Origin of the sequence: Cryobacterium glucosi, assembly GCF_004402235.1 — a bacterium.
GTDB lineage: Bacteria > Actinomycetota > Actinomycetes > Actinomycetales > Microbacteriaceae > Cryobacterium > Cryobacterium glucosi.
Genome location: NZ_SOFS01000035.1, coordinates 1 through 16,419 on the forward strand (window position 1 = coordinate 1; position 16,419 = coordinate 16,419).

Below are 16,419 nucleotides of genomic sequence, written 5' to 3' on the forward strand. Positions count from 1 at the left end.
CCGCGCGGACGGCGACCGAAAACTATCTAACTGTCACCGATGTCCTGATACAGGAAGTGTTACCGATGTCCTGATACAGAACTGTCACCCATGTCCAGATACATCACACATGCGGTGGAGAAGTCGCCCGTGCCCACATTTTGCCCACAGTTGCCAGAAATTACCTTGATTTCAGTGGTGCGAAGGTGAGCGTAAAACGCTTAAATTACGCGGAAGTTGGCCCTGTGTGGGGCTAGGACCGGGGCGGATCTAGGGTTCGAATCCCTATAGGGGCAGCGTGAAGCCGATGGCCTTCGGGGAGTTGATCGATTGCTCGACGGGCGGGAATGTGCGGCCTCCGCAGAGCATCTGAAGATTCGCACGACATTCGTTGTCCACTATTTCTGGCACCCAGATTCAACAGAATCGGAATTTGCGCCCACTGTGGTAAAACAAAGGGCTTGAGAGAGAGCTTGTCCGAACTAGGTGACAAAAGTTCGAACTAGCGTGTCACGCGACAATGTGCCCCCAGGCAGATTCGAACTGCCGCCCCTGCCTCCGGAGGGCAGTGCTCTATCCCCTGAGCTATGGGGGCCAGGGAAAACACTAGGTTACCAGCATCCGGGAGGCCGGTGTTCCCATCGGCACCTTGCCCGGCGAATCGGCCAGGCCGGGCGATCTACTTCAGGTGGCCGAGGGCCGCGGAGACGAGGGACTCGGCGTCGCCGGGCTCCAGGAAGTTCGATGAGCTGATCGTGAGCCAGTACGTGTCGGTGAAGACCTGAGCCTCGCCGATGCCGTTGGTCACGGCGAAGAAGCCCTGGGCGGTCGGGGGAGTGCCATAGGTCGGGACGATCTTCGACGACGCGACGGCGTTGTCCTGCTGCTGCGTCATGAGCTGCGCGTTGGGCTGGGTGAGCGAGATTTCGATTGTGCCGTCGCTCGACTGGTTGAGCAGGCCGCACGTGAGTCCCTGGAAGGAGGCCGCGGTCTTGGCCGATGAGGATGTCGGCTTGTAGGAGGGGTCGGTGCCGTAGTTCGGGTTGAACGCGTAGACGTCGTCCAGGGTGAGCAGGTCGGTGCACGTCATCGCGACAGCGGTCCCTGCCGGGGTCGGCGTGGGCGTCGGTGTTGCCGTCGCGGCGGCCGATGCGCTCGCTGACGAGGAAGAACCCCCGGTCGCGGGGGCGCTCGCCGAACCGGAGGCCGAGGGCGCTGCATCCGCTGCGCAGCCGGACAAGCCGATGAGACTCAGTGCGCCGACGCAGAGGAAGACTCCGGCGCGCAAGCGCCGGGCGGACGGGGAGGCGGGCGAATCGAAGAGAGTCACGGGTTGACCTTACCAAGCGAGGTCCGCGAAACCGGGCCGGTAAGCTTGGTTTCCGTGACCCCCGCCGAGCTTTCCGAATCCCTGTTCGCCCTGATCCAGCAGTTGGGTGAGCGCCGACGCGCAGAAGGCATCGACACCGGTGGGCTCGACCTCGTCCTGGCCAACGCCGGCGACGTCACCCTTGAACGCCCGCGCAACCGCGACCACGGCGACTGGGCCTCGAGCATCGCGATGAAGATCGCCAAGCCGCTCGGCTACAAGCCGCGCGAGGTCGCCACCGAACTCGCGGCAGGGCTCGAGGCGCTGCCCGACGTCGCCTCCGTCGAAATCGCCGGCCCCGGCTTCATCAACATCCGCCTCGAAGCGGCATCCGCCGGCGCGCTCGCGAAGACCATCGTCGAAGCCGGCCCGGCATACGGCACCGGCCACCTCTACGACGGCATCAAGATCAACCTCGAGTTCGTCTCGGCCAACCCCACCGGCCCCATCCACATGGGCGGCGTCCGCTGGGCCGCCGTGGGCGACAGCCTCGCCCGGGTGCTTCAGGCGGAGGGTGCGGATGTCACGCGCGAGTACTACTTCAACGACCACGGTTCGCAGATCGACCGTTTCGCCCGCAGCGTCCTGGCCGCCTATCTCGGCGAGCACACTCCCGAGGACGGCTACGGCGGAGCGTACATCGGCGACATCGCCGACCAGGTCGTCGCGAAGTACGACGGAACAACCCCGATCGCCGACCTGCCCCGCGAGGAACAGCAGGAAACCTTCCGCTCGATCGGCGTCGACCTGATGTTCACCGAGATCAAGGAGAAGCTGCACGGCTTCGGCGTCGACTTCGACGTCTACTTCCACGAGGACTCGCTGCACGAGTCCGGCGCGGTCAACCGGGCCATCGAGCGCCTGCGCGGCCTCGGCCACATCTTCGAAGCGGATGGCGCCATCTGGCTCCGTACGACGACCTTCGGCGATGACCGTGACCGGGTCATCATCCGCTCGAACGGTGAACCGGCCTATATCTCCGGCGACCTCGGCTACTACCTCGACAAGCGCGAGCGCGGCTTCGACCAGAACCTGATCATGCTCGGTGCAGACCACCACGGCTACGTCGGCCGCATGATGGCCATGGTCGAGGCCTTCGGTGACGTCCCAAGGGTCAACCTGCAGATTCTGATCGGCCAGATGGTCAACCTGCTCAAGGACGGCGAACCGTTGCGGATGTCCAAGCGCGCCGGCACGATCGTGACCCTCGACGACCTCGTCGACGCCGTCGGCGTCGACGCCGGCCGCTACTCGCTCGTGCGCTCCTCGAGCGACACCGCGCTCGACATCGACCTCGACCTGCTCGGCAAGCACAGCAACGAGAACCCGGTCTTCTACGTGCAGTACGCCCACGCGCGCACCTGCTCCGTCGCCCGCAACGCCGCGGCAGCGGGCGTCGAACGCACCGACTTCGCCCCTGAGCTGCTCGTGCACGACAGCGAGTCCGCCCTGCTCGGCGTGCTCCAGGAATACCCGCGCATGGTCGCCCTCGCCGCCGAACTGCGCGAGCCGCATCGCATCGCCCGGTACATCGAAGAGGTCGCCGGCTACTACCACCGCTGGTACGACAACTGCCGGGTGATCCCGCTTGGCGACGAGCCCGTCACGGAACTGCACCGCACGCGCCTCTGGCTCAACGACGCGACCGGCCAGGTCATCCGCAACGGCCTCGGCCTCCTCGGCGTGGCTGCTCCCGAGCGGATGTGACCGTGGACCGCGACGCCGCAACGGGCAGGGGAGCCGCAACGCGCAGGCGCCGTGGCCTGAGCGGTTTCATCATCGCGACGATCGTGGTGCTCGCCCTCGTCGCCGCCTTCTTCATCGCCGATGCCGGCGTGCGCAACTACGCCGAGAACCGGGCGAAGGCCGAGATCGCGGCGCACCTGCCCGATTCGGTCACGGGCGACGTGTCCGTCTCGATCGGCGGCCTGTCCGTGATCGCGCAGTACCTGATGGGGAGCTTCGACCGGGTCACCCTGGTCGCTCCCGCCCTCACGGTGAACGGCGTGCCGGCATCCGTTCACCTCGTCGCGACCGACGTGCCCGTCGACCAGGCCGAACAGGTCGGCGACGTGCGCGGAACGGTCGACCTCGACCAGGCGGCGCTCAACACCCTGCTCGCGGCGGCCCTGCCGAAGGGGGCGCCCGCAGCCAACCTCGTGCTCGGCGACGGCACCGTGCAGTACGAGGGCAGCGTGAGCGTCTTCGGCCTGGACATCGGCTACCAGGCCACCGCCACCCCGACCGCTGCGGCCGACTCGCTGCTCTTCACACCGAGCAATGCGACGATCACCACCGGGGCGGGCAGCCTCGATGCGACGGCAATCCTGCCGCTCGTGCTCGGCCAGCAGCCGGTCCGGGTGTGCGTGGCCGGGTACCTCCCCGAGGGCGTCAACCTCGCCGGCGTCGACGTCACACCGGGGCGGGCGCGCATTACGCTGGAGTCGAGCACCCTGATGCTCACCGCGCAGTCGCTGACCACCCTCGGCACCTGCTCCGCCGGCTGATTCGGCGCGCGCACCCCTTGCTCGCTAGAATCGGTGCAGGTTCGCTGTCATACCGGCGGAATCTTCACTGGCTTCAGGGACCAATCCGGGTTCGCTCGCCACTCAGTGAGACACCCACTCGACTTTCCCGTGAGGTTTTCACCCGTGGCCACCAACCCGCTCGCCCCCGACTGGCTCGTCCTGCCCGGAGACGCCAACGCGCTCTCGGCCGGCCTCTGGCCCGCGACCATGCACCGCGCGCCTGCCGGCGACCTCGTCATCGGCGGCGTCTCCGCGCCTGACCTGGCCGCCCGGTTCGGCACCCCGCTCTACGTCATCGACGAAGCGGATGCCCGCGCCCGCGCATCCGCCCTCCGTTCCGCCTTCGAGGCAGAATTCTCCCGCATCGGCACCACGGTCAAGGTCTACTACGCCGGCAAGGCCTTCCTGTCGAGCGAGGTCGCCCGCTGGATGCTCGCCGAGGGCCTCAACATCGACGTCTGCAGCGGCGGGGAACTCGCCGTCGCCCTTGCGGCCGGCGCGCCCGGCGCCCGCCTCGGCTTCCACGGCAACAACAAGTCCCTCGCCGAGATCGACGAGGCCTGTGCCACCGGCGTCGGCACGATCGTGATCGACTCGACCGTCGAGATCTCCCGCGTCGCAGCGGCAGCGGCCCGGCACGGCATCGTGCAGAACGTGCGGCTCCGGGTGAACAGCGGCGTGCACGCGCACACGCACGAGTTCCTCGCCACAGCGCACGAGGACCAGAAGTTCGGCATCACGCTCGAGGATGCTCCGCGCCTCGTCGCCCTGATCCGTGCGGAGCCGGCCCTGCGCTTCATCGGCCTGCACTGCCACATCGGTTCCCAGATCTTCGGAGCCGACGGGTTCGCAGAGTCCGCCTCCCGCCTGCTCGCCGTGCACGCCGCGCTCCTCGTCGGCGGGCCTGTTCCCGAGCTCAACCTCGGCGGCGGCTTCGGCATCGCGTACACCGACGCGGACACGCCCACCCCGATCCACGAACTCGCCGCCCGTCTGGCCGACATCGTCGCGGCAGAGTGTGCGGCGCGCGGCATCCCGGTGCCCATCGTCGCCTTCGAGCCCGGCCGCTCCATCATCGGCCCGGCGGGCATCACCCTGTACGAGGTCGGCACCACCAAGGCCGTCGACGTGTCGGGTGCGCCGCGGCTCTACGTGAGCATCGACGGCGGCATGAGCGACAACGCCCGGGCGGCGCTCTATGGCGCCGACTACTCTGTGCGGCTCGCGGGCCGCTCGAGCACCGCGGAGCCCGTGCTCGTACGCGTCGCGGGCAAGCACTGCGAGAGCGGCGACATCGTCGTCGACGCCGACTACCTGCCCGGCGACGTCGGCCCCGGCGACCTCGTCGCCGTCGCCGCGACCGGTGCGTACTGCTACTCCCTCGCGAGTAACTACAACTACCTCGGCCGCCCGCCGGTCGTCGCCGTGCTGGACGGCGCCGCCCGGTTGCTCGTCCGCGGCGAGACGATCGCCGACCTGCTCTCCCGCGACACCGGGATCACCGCCGTCGTCGCGGCCCCCGCCGGCACCGATCAACCGAAGGAAGCCATCCGATGATCGAATACCGCAACCTGCGCGTCGCCCTCCTGGGCGGCGGCAACGTCGGCGCCCAGGTCGCCCGGCTGCTGCTCGAGCAGAGCGAGGAATTCGCCAACCGGGTCGGCGCCGGCCTCGAACTCGTCGGCATCCTCGTGCGCGACGTCAACGCCGAACGCACCGTCGACCTGCCGCACGAGCTCTTCACGACCGACGCCGAGTCCCTCATCCTCGGCGCGGACGTCGTCATCGAACTGCTCGGCGGCATCGAACCGGCCCGCAGCTACATCCTGATGGCGATGAACTCAGGGGCGGATGTCGTCACCGCGAACAAGGCTCTCCTCGCGACCCACGGGCCCGAACTCTTCGCCGTCGCAGACCAGGTCGGCGCCCAGCTCAACTACGAGGCCGCCGTCGCAGGCGCCATCCCGATCCTGCGGCCCTTGCGCGACAGCCTCGGCGGCGACCAGATCAACCGCATCCTCGGCATCGTCAACGGCACCACGAACTTCATCCTCGACCGGATGGACACCGACGGCGACAGCCTCGAGGAAGCCCTCGCCACCGCGACGGAGCTCGGCTACGCCGAAGCCGACCCGACCGCGGACATCGGCGGCTACGACGCGGCGCAGAAGGCGGCCATTCTCGCGAGCCTCGCCTTCCACACCCACGTGCCGCTCGCATCCGTCTACCGCGAAGGCATCACCGAGGTCACGCCCGCGCAGATCGAGTCCGCCCGCAAGGCCGGCTACGTGGTCAAGCTCCTCGCCATCTGCGAACGCATCACGGATGCCGCGACCGGCCAGGCCGGGGTCTCCGCCCGGGTCTACCCCGCGATGGTGCCGCGCAGCCACCCGCTCGCGGCCGTGCACGGAGCGAACAACGCCGTCTTCGTCGAGGCCGAATCCGCGGGCAGCCTGATGTTCTACGGCGCGGGCGCCGGGGGAGTCGAGACCGCATCCGCAGTGCTCGGCGACCTGGTCTCCCTCGCCCGCCGCCACATCGCCGGCGGCCCCGGAGTCGCGGCCTCGATCCACGCCGACCTGCCCGTTTTCGACATCGGCAGCATCACGACCCGCTACGCGGTCACCCTCGAGGTGACCGACGAGCCGGGCGTGCTCGCGACCCTGGCCGGGGTGTTCAGTGACCATGGCGTCTCGCTGGCCCTCGTCGAGCAGTCGATGACCCCCGCACGTCCCCTCACGTCCAGTCACGCGGCCGTCCCGTCCACGGCTACCCTTGTGATCGGAACCCACGAGGCAACGGAGGCGGCACTCGCCGCCACCGTGACCGACCTCGCCGCCAACAGATTTGTCACCACCGTCGCATCCGTTTTGAGAGTTGAAGGAGCCTGATGTCCAGCGAACGAGAGTCCACGCAGGCCGTGAAGACCCAGTCCCGTCAGTGGCGGGGAGTGCTGCGTGAATACGCCGACCGCCTGAACATCACCGACGCGACCCCGATCATCACGCTCGGCGAGGGTGGCACGCCGTTGATTCCCGCCCCCGCGCTGTCGAAGCGCACCGGCGCGAAGGTCTGGATCAAGTACGAGGGCATGAACCCGACCGGCTCCTTCAAGGACCGCGGCATGACGATGGCGATCTCGAAGGCCGTCGAAGACGGCGCGAAGGCCGTCATCTGCGCCTCGACCGGCAACACCTCTGCCTCGGCCGCCGCATACGCGACCCACGCCGGCATCCTCGCGGTCGTGCTCGTGCCGGAGGGCAAGATCGCCCTCGGCAAGCTCAGCCAGGCCATCGCGCACAACGCGCAGCTCCTGCAGGTGCAGGGCAACTTCGACGACTGCCTCGACATCGCCCGCGACCTCTCGGCCAACTACCCGGTGCACCTCGTCAACTCTGTCAACCCCGACCGCATCGAGGGCCAGAAGACGGCGGCCTTCGAGGTCGTCGAGGTGCTCGAAGACGCGCCGGACATCCACATCGTCCCCGTCGGAAACGCCGGGAACTACACCGCGTACACCCGCGGCTACACCGAAGAACTCGAGCGCGGCGCGACCACGAAGCTCCCGCGCATGTTCGGCTTCCAGGCCGCCGGCAGCGCCCCGATCGTGCTCGGCCACCGCGTAGACCACCCCGAGACCATCGCGAGCGCCATCCGCATCGGCAACCCGGCGTCCTGGGACCTCGCCCTCGCGGCGCAGAAGCTCACGAACGGCTACTTCGGCGCGATCAGCGACGCCAAAATCCTCGAGGCCTACCGCATCCTCTCCGCAGAGGTCGGCATCTTCGTCGAACCCGCCTCCGCGATCAGCGTCGCAGGCCTGCTCGAGCGTGCCGAAGCCGGGCTCATCCCCGCCGGCGCGACGGTCGTGCTCACGGTCACCGGCCACGGCCTCAAGGACCCGCAGTGGGCGCTCCGCACCGCGGACGGCGCCGAGATCACTCCGACCGTCGTGCCCGTCGACACCGCCGAAATCGCCAGCGTCCTCGGTCTGGCCAAGAAGTGACCCTGGCCGAAGCCGTGTCCGGTCCTTCCCTCCTCGCCGGACGTTCGGTGACCGTCCAGGTTCCCGCGACGACCGCGAACCTCGGCCCCGGCTTCGACACCCTCGGCCTCGCCCTCTCCTACTACGACCGCCTCGACGTGAGCGTGCGTGAGGAACCCGGCGTGTTCGTCGACGTGCAGGGCGTCGGCGCCGGCGTGGTGCCGACCGACGAGACGAACCTCGTCGTGCAGGCCATCGCGCACACCTTCGCCGCCTATGGGCAGCGGATGCCGGGCCTCGCGCTCGTCGCCCACAACAAGATCCCGCACGGCCGCGGCATGGGATCCTCTGGGGCAGCGATCGTCTCCGGGATCATGGCCGCCAAGGGCCTGCTCGAGGGCATCGTCGACATCGACTCCGAAGCACTGCTCACCCTCGCCACCGAGATGGAGGGGCACCCGGACAACGTCGCGCCCGCACTCTTCGGCGGCCTCACGATCGCGTGGACGACCCCGGAGGGCCCCCGGCACAAGAAGCTGATGGTGCACCGCGGCGTGAAGCCGCTCGTGTTCGTGCCTGAGCAGGCCATGTCGACCGCGCTCGCCCGCAGCCTCCAGCCCGAGACCGTGCCGCACGAGGACGCCGTCTTCAACCTGTCCCGCTCAGCGCTGCTCATCGCCGCGCTCATCCAGAGCCCGGAGCTGCTGCTCGCCGCGACAGAGGACAAGCTGCACCAGAGCTACCGTGCCGCCGCGATGCCCGAGACCAACCGGTTGATCACCCTGCTCAGGGAGCACGGCTTCGCGGCCGTCGTCTCCGGAGCCGGCCCGTCGATCCTCGTTCTCGCGAGCGACCCCGGCCAGCGCCTCGTCGCCGCTGAGCTCGTCGCCGCGAACTCGGAGACCCCCTGGCAGGCACTCATGCTCGCCGTGGACTTCCAGGGCGCGACCGTCACCCGCACGGACGCGGTAGTCGCCGCCTGACCTGAAGCGCGCGAACGGGGGGTGCCGCGGCCGGGGATGGCGCGGCATCCGTTCTCGGAATGCTCTGCTAGAGTCGATGGCGTACCCGAAGAAATCGCCTAACGACCGGTTCCTTTCGATGGTGCATTTCCCGTAACTCACTGCTATCGCGACATCTGTGCGTGGCTGTGTGTGTTCACTTCAATCCACTTTCTGTGGGATTGAACCACCCGCAGCGCCTCCGACGTTGCCACAGCTTCCCCGGTTTTCGTAAACGTTCGTGCCGGGGGAAAGGACAAATTTTCGTGACTGACGTCAACCTCCGCGCAAGTGCCGCGGATTCATCCCGCCTGGGAACCCTCCGTGTCGCAGAGCTTCAGGCTCTCGCGCTCGAACTGGGCATCCCCGGCTCCTCCAAGCTCCGTAAGGGCGAGCTCGTCTCCGCCATCACCGCCGTCCAGGCCGGTGGCGACACCGTGAGCCCCGAGCTCGAAATCCCCGCCTTCGCCGCGACCGAGCCGGTCGTCTCCGAGCAGGTCGTTTCCGAGCCGGCCGTCGCCGAGCCGGCCGCGGCAGCAGCCGCGACCGCGACTCTCGTCGAAGCCCCGCCGCGCAAGCGTGCGCCGCGCCGCGCCACCACCGCGACCGCTGCCCCCGCCGCCGCGCACGTCAACGCTGACGGCGACCTCGGCATCGGCCTCATCCTCCCGGACGCCGCCGCGACGACCCGTCGCACGACGGCCCCCACCACCTACGCCGGTGGCACCGGCACCACGGAGGCCCCTGTCGCCGCCGAGAAGCCGGTCCGCCAGGCGCGCAAGCGCGCCACGTCCGTGTCGGTCAAGGCCGCCGCGGAAGCAGCAGCGACCGAGGCCCCGACCGAGGCGCCTTCCGCCGAAGCTCCCGTCGTCGAGGTTCCCGTCGTCGAGGTTCCCGTCGTCGAGGTTCCCACGAGCGAAGCGCCCGCGTCTTCCGCCGCGACGGATGCCGCAGCGACCGACACCGAGACCGCCGAGGTCACCGAGGCCCCCGTCACCACCGGCCGCTCGCGCCGCAGCAGCGCCCGCGGCAACGGACGCAACGGTTCCGCCCGCAACAGCATCGACGCGCGCAGCCGCATCGACGCCCTGAACGACGAACTCGCACAGGGCACGGCGGGCATCCCCGTCGCGACCGATGAGGACGTCGCGACCGCCGAGGCATCCGCAGACGCTCCCGTCGACCACTTCGCCGGCAACCGCACGGCGGACGCCGAGACGGTCACCGCCGACACGGACACCGACACGGACTCCGACGAGTCCACCGAGCAGGCCGAACAGCCGCGCCAGGGTCGTAACCGTAACCGCAACCGGGGCGGCAACCAGAACCAGGCGGGCGGCGAGCAGGACGACAACTCCCGCCAGCAGAACGGCCGCCAGTCGAACCGCAACCAGAACCAGCAGAACCAGAACGCCGAGCGCGGCCAGGACAACCAGGACCGCAATCAGGACCGCAACCAGGACCGCAACAACGCGGCGCAGCAGGACCGGAACAACCAGTCCCAGCAGGACCGCAACCAGGACCGCCAGGCGCAGCAGGACCGCAACCAGCAGGACCGCCAGGCCCAGCAGGAGCGCAACCAGGAACGTAACCAGGAACGCAACCAGGACCGTCAGGCCCAGCAGCAGGAGCGCGGCCAGCAGGACCGCAACCAGCAGGACCGTGGCCAGGACGACGACCTGAACAGCCGCAGCAACCGCAACCGGTTCCGTGACCGCAAGCGCCGCGGCGTCACCGCCGGCGACGACTTCGAGCCCGAGCTGAACGACGACGACGTGCTGATCCCCGTCGCCGGCATCCTCGACGTCCTCGACAACTACGCGTTCGTGCGCACCTCCGGCTACCTGCCCGGTGCGAGCGACGTGTACGTCTCCCTCGGCCAGGTCAAGAAGTACAACCTGCGGAAGGGTGACGCCGTCGTCGGTTCCATCCGCCAGCCGCACGAGGGCGACCAGAACGGCCGCCAGAAGTACAACGCGATCGTCAAGGTCGACTCGATCAACGGCCTGTCCGTCGAGGAAGCCGCCAATCGCGTCGAGTTCCAGAAGCTCACCCCGCTGTACCCGCAGGAGCGTCTCCGCCTCGAGACCGAGCCCGGCAAGCTCACCCAGCGCATCATCGACCTCGTCGCCCCGATCGGGAAGGGCCAGCGCGGCCTCATCGTCGCGCCGCCCAAGGCCGGCAAGACCATCGTCATGCAGCAGATCGCGAACGCCATCGCCACCAACAACCCCGAGGTCCACCTCATGGTCGTGCTGGTCGATGAGCGGCCGGAAGAGGTCACCGACATGCAGCGCACGGTCAAGGGTGAGGTCATCGCCTCCACCTTCGACCGCCCGGCCGAGGACCACACCACGGTCGCCGAGCTCGCCATCGAGCGTGCCAAGCGCCTCGTGGAACTCGGACACGACGTCGTCGTGCTCCTCGACTCGATCACGCGACTCGGGCGGGCGTACAACCTGACCGCGCCGCCGTCGGGCCGGATCCTCTCCGGTGGAGTCGACGCATCCGCCCTGTACCCGCCCAAGCGCTTCTTCGGCGCCGCGCGCAACATCGAGAACGGTGGCTCGCTCACCATCCTCGCGTCCGCGCTCGTCGAGACCGGCTCCAAGATGGACGAGGTCATCTTCGAGGAGTTCAAGGGCACCGGCAACATGGAGCTGCGCCTCTCGCGCCAGCTCGCCGACAAGCGGATCTTCCCGGCGGTCGATGTCAACGCATCGGGAACCCGTCGTGAAGAAATGCTGATGAGCTCGGACGAGGTCAAGGTCACCTGGAAGCTCCGTCGTGCGCTTGCCGGACTCGACCAGCAGCAGGCACTCGAGGTCGTCCTCGGCCGCCTCAAGGAGACGTCCTCCAACGTGGAGTTCCTCATGCAGGTTCAGAAGTCGATGCCGTCCCTGAACGGGTCAGACAAGGACAAGTAATGTTCGAGTCTGTTCTGACTCTGCAGGCCGAATTCGACGAGCTGCAGTCTGAACTGGCCGACCCGGAGTTGCACTCCAACCCGGCCCGTTCGAAGAAGGTCAACCGGCGCTACGCCGAGCTGAGCCGTATCATCGCGGCCTGGAACGAGTGGAAAGAAATCGGCGAGAACCTCGACGCCGCCCGGGAGCTCGCGGAGGAGGACTCGTCCTTCGCCGAGGAGATCCCCGGGCTCGAGGTGCAGCTCGAGGACACCTCCGCGAAGCTGCGCCGTCTGCTCATCCCACGCGATGAGCTCGACGCCCGCGACGTGATCATGGAGATCAAGATGGGGGAGGGCGGTGCGGAGTCCGCACTGTTCGCCGCCGACCTGCTCCGGATGTACCTGCACTACGCCGAGTCGAAAAAGTGGAAAACCGAGATCATCGAGCAGACCACGAGCGACCTCGGCGGTATCAAGGACATCCAGCTCGCGATCAAGAGCAACACCAACGACCCCGCTGAGGGCGTCTGGGCGCACCTCAAGTACGAGGGCGGCGTGCACCGCGTCCAGCGGGTGCCGGCGACCGAGTCGCAGGGACGCATCCACACCTCTGCGGCGGGCGTGCTCGTGTTTCCAGAGGTCGATGAGCCCGAAGAAGTCGAGATCAACCACAACGACCTCAAGATCGACGTCTACCGGTCGAGCGGCCCCGGCGGCCAGTCCGTCAACACGACGGACTCCGCGGTGCGCATCACCCACCTTCCGACCGGAATCGTGGTCGCGATGCAGAACGAGAAGAGCCAGCTGCAGAACAAGGAAGCCGGGATGCGCGTCCTGCGCGCCCGCGTCCTCGCCCGGCAGCAGGAAGAGATCGACGCGGCCGCGTCCCTGGTCCGCAAGGGCCAGATCCGCACGATGGACCGGTCAGAGCGCATCCGCACGTACAACTTCCCGGAGAACCGTATCGCCGACCACCGCACCGGCTACAAGGCGTACAACCTCGACACCGTGATGAACGGCGCCCTGGACGCCGTCATCGAGTCCTGCATCCTCGCGGACGAGGCCACCCGCCTCGCCGAAATCGGGGACCACGACTAACCGGTTTCGCGCCCGAGTGTCGCAGAAGATGCCCAGAATCGCCGGTCGAACGGCGATTCTGGGCATTTCTGGTGACTCTGGGCGGCGGCGGCGGCAGATGCCGCGAGCCGGCTAGTCCTCGTCGGAGACCGGGAGACCGCGCGCGCCCTCGATCGTCTGCGCGCGCACCGGCTGGATCGTCGCGGGGATGCCGAGCAGCAGGGACTTCGGCGGGGCGTCCCTCGTGACGACGGCGTTCGCGCCGATCGTGCTCCAGGCGCCGATCGTGATCGGGCCGAGCACCTTCGCGCCCGCGCCGATCGTGACGCCATCGCCGAGGGTGGGATGCCGCTTCTCACCGCGGACGACGCCGTGCCGGGTCTTCCCGCCGAGAGTGACGCCGTGATAGAGCATCACGTCGTCGCCCAGATCGGCGGTTTCCCCGATCACGACGCCCATGCCGTGGTCGATGAACAACCGGCGCCCGATCCGGGCGCCGGGGTGGATCTCGATCCCGGTGAGGAACCGGGTGAACTGGGAGACCAGCCGGGCGGGCAGGTACAACCCGGCCACCCACATCCGGTGCGCGATGCGGTACGACCAGACGGCGTGCAGCCCGCTGTACGCGAGGAAGACCTCCACGTTGCTGCGGGCTGCCGGGTCGTGGGCGCGCGCCATCGCCATGTCCTCACGGATGCGTGAAATGACTCCCATGTCGGTTTTCAGTTGTTCCCGTTCTTGTTAGTCGAGCAGGTCCTCGTACAGCACGGTGGAGATGTAACGCTCTCCGAAGCTCGGGAGGATGGCGACGATGGTCTTGCCGGCATTCTCCGGCTTCTTCGCCTGCTCGATGGCCGCCCAGACGGCGGAGCCGCCCGAGATGCCGGAAAGGATTCCCTCGTCGGTCGCGAGTGCGCGAGCGGTGGTGAGGGAATCGGCGAGGGTGACATCGGTCACCTCATCGTAGAGGTCGGTGTCGAGAACGGACGGGATGAAGTTCGCGCCGATGCCCTGGATCTTGTGCGGACCCGGCTTGCCGCCGGTGAGGATCGGGGAGTCGATCGGCTCGACGCCGACGATGTGCACGGAGGGCTTGCGTTCCTTGAGCAGTCGTCCGGCGCCCGTGATGGTGCCGCCGGTGCCGATGCCCGCGACGAAGATGTCGACGGCGCCTTCGGTGTCGTCCCAGATCTCAACGCCGGTCGTCGCGAAGTGGATCGCCGGGTTGGCGGGGTTGTCGAACTGACGGGCGAGAATCGCACCGGGCGTGTTCGCGACGATCTCTTCGGCCTTCTCGACGGCGCCGCGCATGCCGGCGGCCCCCGGGGTCAGCACGATCTCGGCGCCATAGGCGCGAAGGAGGACGCGGCGTTCCTTGCTCATGGTCTCCGGCATCGCCAGGATGACCTTGTAGCCGCGGGCCGCTCCGACGAGCGCGAGCGCGATGCCGGTGTTGCCGCTCGTGCCCTCGACGATGGTGCCGCCGGGCAGGAGTTCGCCGGAGGCCTCTGCGGCATCGACGATCGCGATGCCGATCCGGTCCTTGACGCTCGCGGAGGGGTTGTAGAACTCGAGCTTGACGAGCACGGTCGCGTCGAGGCCCGCCGTGAGGCGGTTGAGCTTGACCAGCGGTGTCCCTCCAACTGCCTTGGTGATGTCGGAGTAGATGCGTGCGGTCATCGCAGTGCCTTTCGGTCGGGTCATCGGGTCATTCGGATCGGGAACCTCGCCCAGCCTACGGCTCCGGCATTGGGAGAGCGCGCTTCATTACGTTACATTCCAAGGTGTGACAACTGAAGACGACGACCATTCCATTCCCGGCACTCTTTCCGCCCCCGACGCGGGCGAAGCGGTCCCGGACGCGGTGGACACGATCCGTGCCCGCACCATCGGCATCCTCGCCGCCGCCGGCATCGCCGACCCCGAGGTCGACGCCGACCTCCTGATCGGCCACGCGCTCGGCCGGAGCCGCGGAGAGGTGCAGGCCGCCGTCATCCTTCGCACCGCTGTCACGTCGGCGGATGCCGCCGCTATCGACGTCCTCGTCTCTCGCCGCGCCCTGCGCGAACCGCTGCAGCACATCACCGGGCGAGCCCCGTTCCGGTCGATCGAACTCCTCGTCGGCCCGGGCGTCTTCGTACCCCGACCCGAGACCGAGCAGGTGGCCCAGTTCGCGATCGACGCCCTCCGCTCCGTGCCCGACCCTGACCCGATCGGCGTGGACCTCGGCACCGGGAGCGGCGCGATCGCGCTCTCCCTCGCCGTCGAAGTGCCGAACGCGCGGATCTGGTCCGTCGAGAACTCGCCGGAGGCCTTCGCCTGGACGACCCGCAACTTCACTGCGGTGAACGCGGCCAATGCGACCCTCGTCTTCGGCGACCTCGCAGACACGGGCATCCTCGCCGAACTCGACGGCACCGTCGCCGTCCTGATCTCGAACCCTCCCTATATACCGGCGGATGCCGTGCCGCGCGACCCCGAGGTGCGTCTCTTCGATCCCGCGCACGCACTCTTCGGCGGGGCGGACGGCCTCGACGTCGTCCGGCACGTCTCGCAGACGGCCCTGCGCCTGCTGCGCCCCGGCGGAGTGCTCGTGATCGAGCACGGCGAACTGCAGGGCGGCGACATCCGTGCCCTGCTGGCCGGCGACGGCTGGCGCGCGACCGCGACCCACCGCGACTACACCACCCGCGACCGGGCGACCACGGCCATCCGCCCTACGCCCTGACCCCCCACTCCCAGCCTTGGGAAACACCCCTGCACTAGAATTGGGCGCAATGACACGCATCTACGACTGCACGGTTGTCTCGGACTACGCAACCGGCATGAGACTGGCACGCTCGGCGATCGCTCGCGGCGCGCTCGTCGTCATCCCCACCGACACGGTCTACGGCCTTGCCGCCGACGCGTTCAGCCCAGAGGCCGTGCAACGCCTGCTCGACGCGAAGGGCCGCGGCCGGCAGTCGCCGCCGCCCGTGCTGATTCCGGGTATCGGCACCCTCGACGCGCTCGCGGTCAATATTCCTCAGCCCGTGCGGGAGCTCGTCGCGGAATTCTGGCCGGGCGGGCTGACTGTGGTGCTCCACGCCCAGCCCTCCCTGGTCTGGGACCTCGGCGACACCCGCGGCACCGTCGCCCTGCGGATGCCGAGCAACCCGATTGCCCTCGATCTCCTCGCCGACACCGGCCCCCTCGCCGTCTCGAGTGCTAATACGAGCGGCCTGCCGTCAGCGGTCGACGCGGCGACCGCCGCCGAGATGCTCGGCGAGAGCGTCGAGGTCTACCTCGACGGGGGAGCGGCCGGCACCGGCTACGAGCCGATCGGCGACCGGGCCGGCGATACCTCCTCGACGATCATCGATGCGACCGGCTTCCACACCAATGGCGGCAAGCTCGTGATCGTGCGGAAGGGCGTGATCTCCCGGGAGGCCCTCGCAGCCGTCGTCGGCGACGCGCTCGCACCGGAAGGCTTCGTCGCCCCCGTTGCCGCGACTCCGCAGGACGAGGTGCCCGCAGCATCCGCCCGCGAAGACGCGACCGGCGATTCGACCGAAACGGATGTCGCGGGCTAG

Annotated in this window: 13 protein-coding genes and 1 tRNA gene; 10 read left to right on the forward strand and 4 right to left on the reverse strand. The window is 68.5% G+C overall.

Annotation, left to right across the window (positions count from 1 at the left end):
• Positions 1-502: 502 nt before the first annotated feature.
• Positions 503-574 (reverse strand) — tRNA-Arg (locus E3O46_RS14790).
• 84 nt (positions 575-658) lie between these two features.
• Positions 659-1,309, reverse strand: a complete 651-nt coding sequence (locus tag E3O46_RS18350) for a hypothetical protein (protein WP_166791089.1) — start codon at positions 1,307-1,309, stop codon at positions 659-661.
• 54 nt (positions 1,310-1,363) lie between these two features.
• Here E3O46_RS18350 and argS point away from each other — a divergent pair, with 54 nt between their 5' ends.
• The 8 genes from argS (at position 1,364) to prfA (ending at position 12,868) form a co-directional block, all read left to right on the forward strand.
• Entirely contained in the window at positions 1,364-3,055 is a 1,692-nt protein-coding gene (gene argS / locus E3O46_RS14805) for an arginine--tRNA ligase (RefSeq protein WP_134561981.1), read from the forward strand.
• A gap of 2 nt (positions 3,056-3,057) precedes the next feature.
• Positions 3,058-3,855, forward strand: coding sequence for an LmeA family phospholipid-binding protein (locus tag E3O46_RS14810; protein ID WP_166791090.1), 798 nt, complete (start codon positions 3,058-3,060; stop codon positions 3,853-3,855).
• Between the two features lie 144 nt (positions 3,856-3,999).
• Complete coding sequence (lysA, locus tag E3O46_RS14815; protein ID WP_134561983.1) at positions 4,000-5,433, forward strand: diaminopimelate decarboxylase; 1,434 nt, start codon at positions 4,000-4,002, stop codon at positions 5,431-5,433.
• Positions 5,430-6,767, forward strand: a complete 1,338-nt coding sequence (locus E3O46_RS14820) for a homoserine dehydrogenase (protein WP_134448135.1) — start codon at positions 5,430-5,432, stop codon at positions 6,765-6,767. Before lysA ends, E3O46_RS14820 begins: the two co-directional genes overlap by 4 nt.
• The gene (gene thrC / locus E3O46_RS14825; protein WP_134448137.1) at positions 6,767-7,882 is read left to right on the forward strand and encodes a threonine synthase; all 1,116 of its coding nucleotides are present in this window, start codon (positions 6,767-6,769) and stop codon (positions 7,880-7,882) included. Before E3O46_RS14820 ends, thrC begins: the two co-directional genes overlap by 1 nt.
• Entirely contained in the window at positions 7,879-8,844 is a 966-nt protein-coding gene (gene thrB, locus E3O46_RS14830; protein WP_420897748.1) for a homoserine kinase, read from the forward strand. Before thrC ends, thrB begins: the two co-directional genes overlap by 4 nt.
• Before the next feature lie 284 nt (positions 8,845-9,128).
• A complete protein-coding gene (gene rho, locus E3O46_RS14835) occupies positions 9,129-11,789 on the forward strand; it encodes a transcription termination factor Rho (protein WP_134561984.1) in 2,661 nt (886 codons plus the stop codon).
• A complete protein-coding gene (gene prfA / locus E3O46_RS14840; protein ID WP_134448141.1) occupies positions 11,789-12,868 on the forward strand; it encodes a peptide chain release factor 1 in 1,080 nt (359 codons plus the stop codon). The genes rho and prfA overlap by 1 nt, the downstream gene beginning before the upstream one ends.
• A 111-nt stretch (positions 12,869-12,979) precedes the next feature.
• On the opposite strand, the gene epsC is transcribed toward prfA, so the two are convergent.
• Positions 12,980-13,561 carry a serine O-acetyltransferase EpsC gene (epsC, locus tag E3O46_RS14845; RefSeq protein ID WP_134561985.1) on the reverse strand — a complete coding sequence of 194 codons (582 nt, stop codon included), beginning with the start codon at positions 13,559-13,561 and terminating at the stop codon, positions 12,980-12,982.
• 27 nt (positions 13,562-13,588) lie between these two features.
• Entirely contained in the window at positions 13,589-14,527 is a 939-nt protein-coding gene (cysK, locus tag E3O46_RS14850) for a cysteine synthase A (RefSeq protein ID WP_134448145.1), read from the reverse strand.
• 133 nt (positions 14,528-14,660) lie between these two features.
• Between cysK and prmC the strand changes: the two genes are divergently transcribed.
• Positions 14,661-15,575 (forward strand): peptide chain release factor N(5)-glutamine methyltransferase, encoded by a 915-nt coding sequence (prmC, locus tag E3O46_RS14855; protein ID WP_420897749.1) that lies wholly within the window; start codon positions 14,661-14,663, stop codon positions 15,573-15,575.
• A gap of 49 nt (positions 15,576-15,624) precedes the next feature.
• Complete coding sequence (locus E3O46_RS14860; RefSeq protein ID WP_134448148.1) at positions 15,625-16,419, forward strand: L-threonylcarbamoyladenylate synthase; 795 nt, start codon at positions 15,625-15,627, stop codon at positions 16,417-16,419.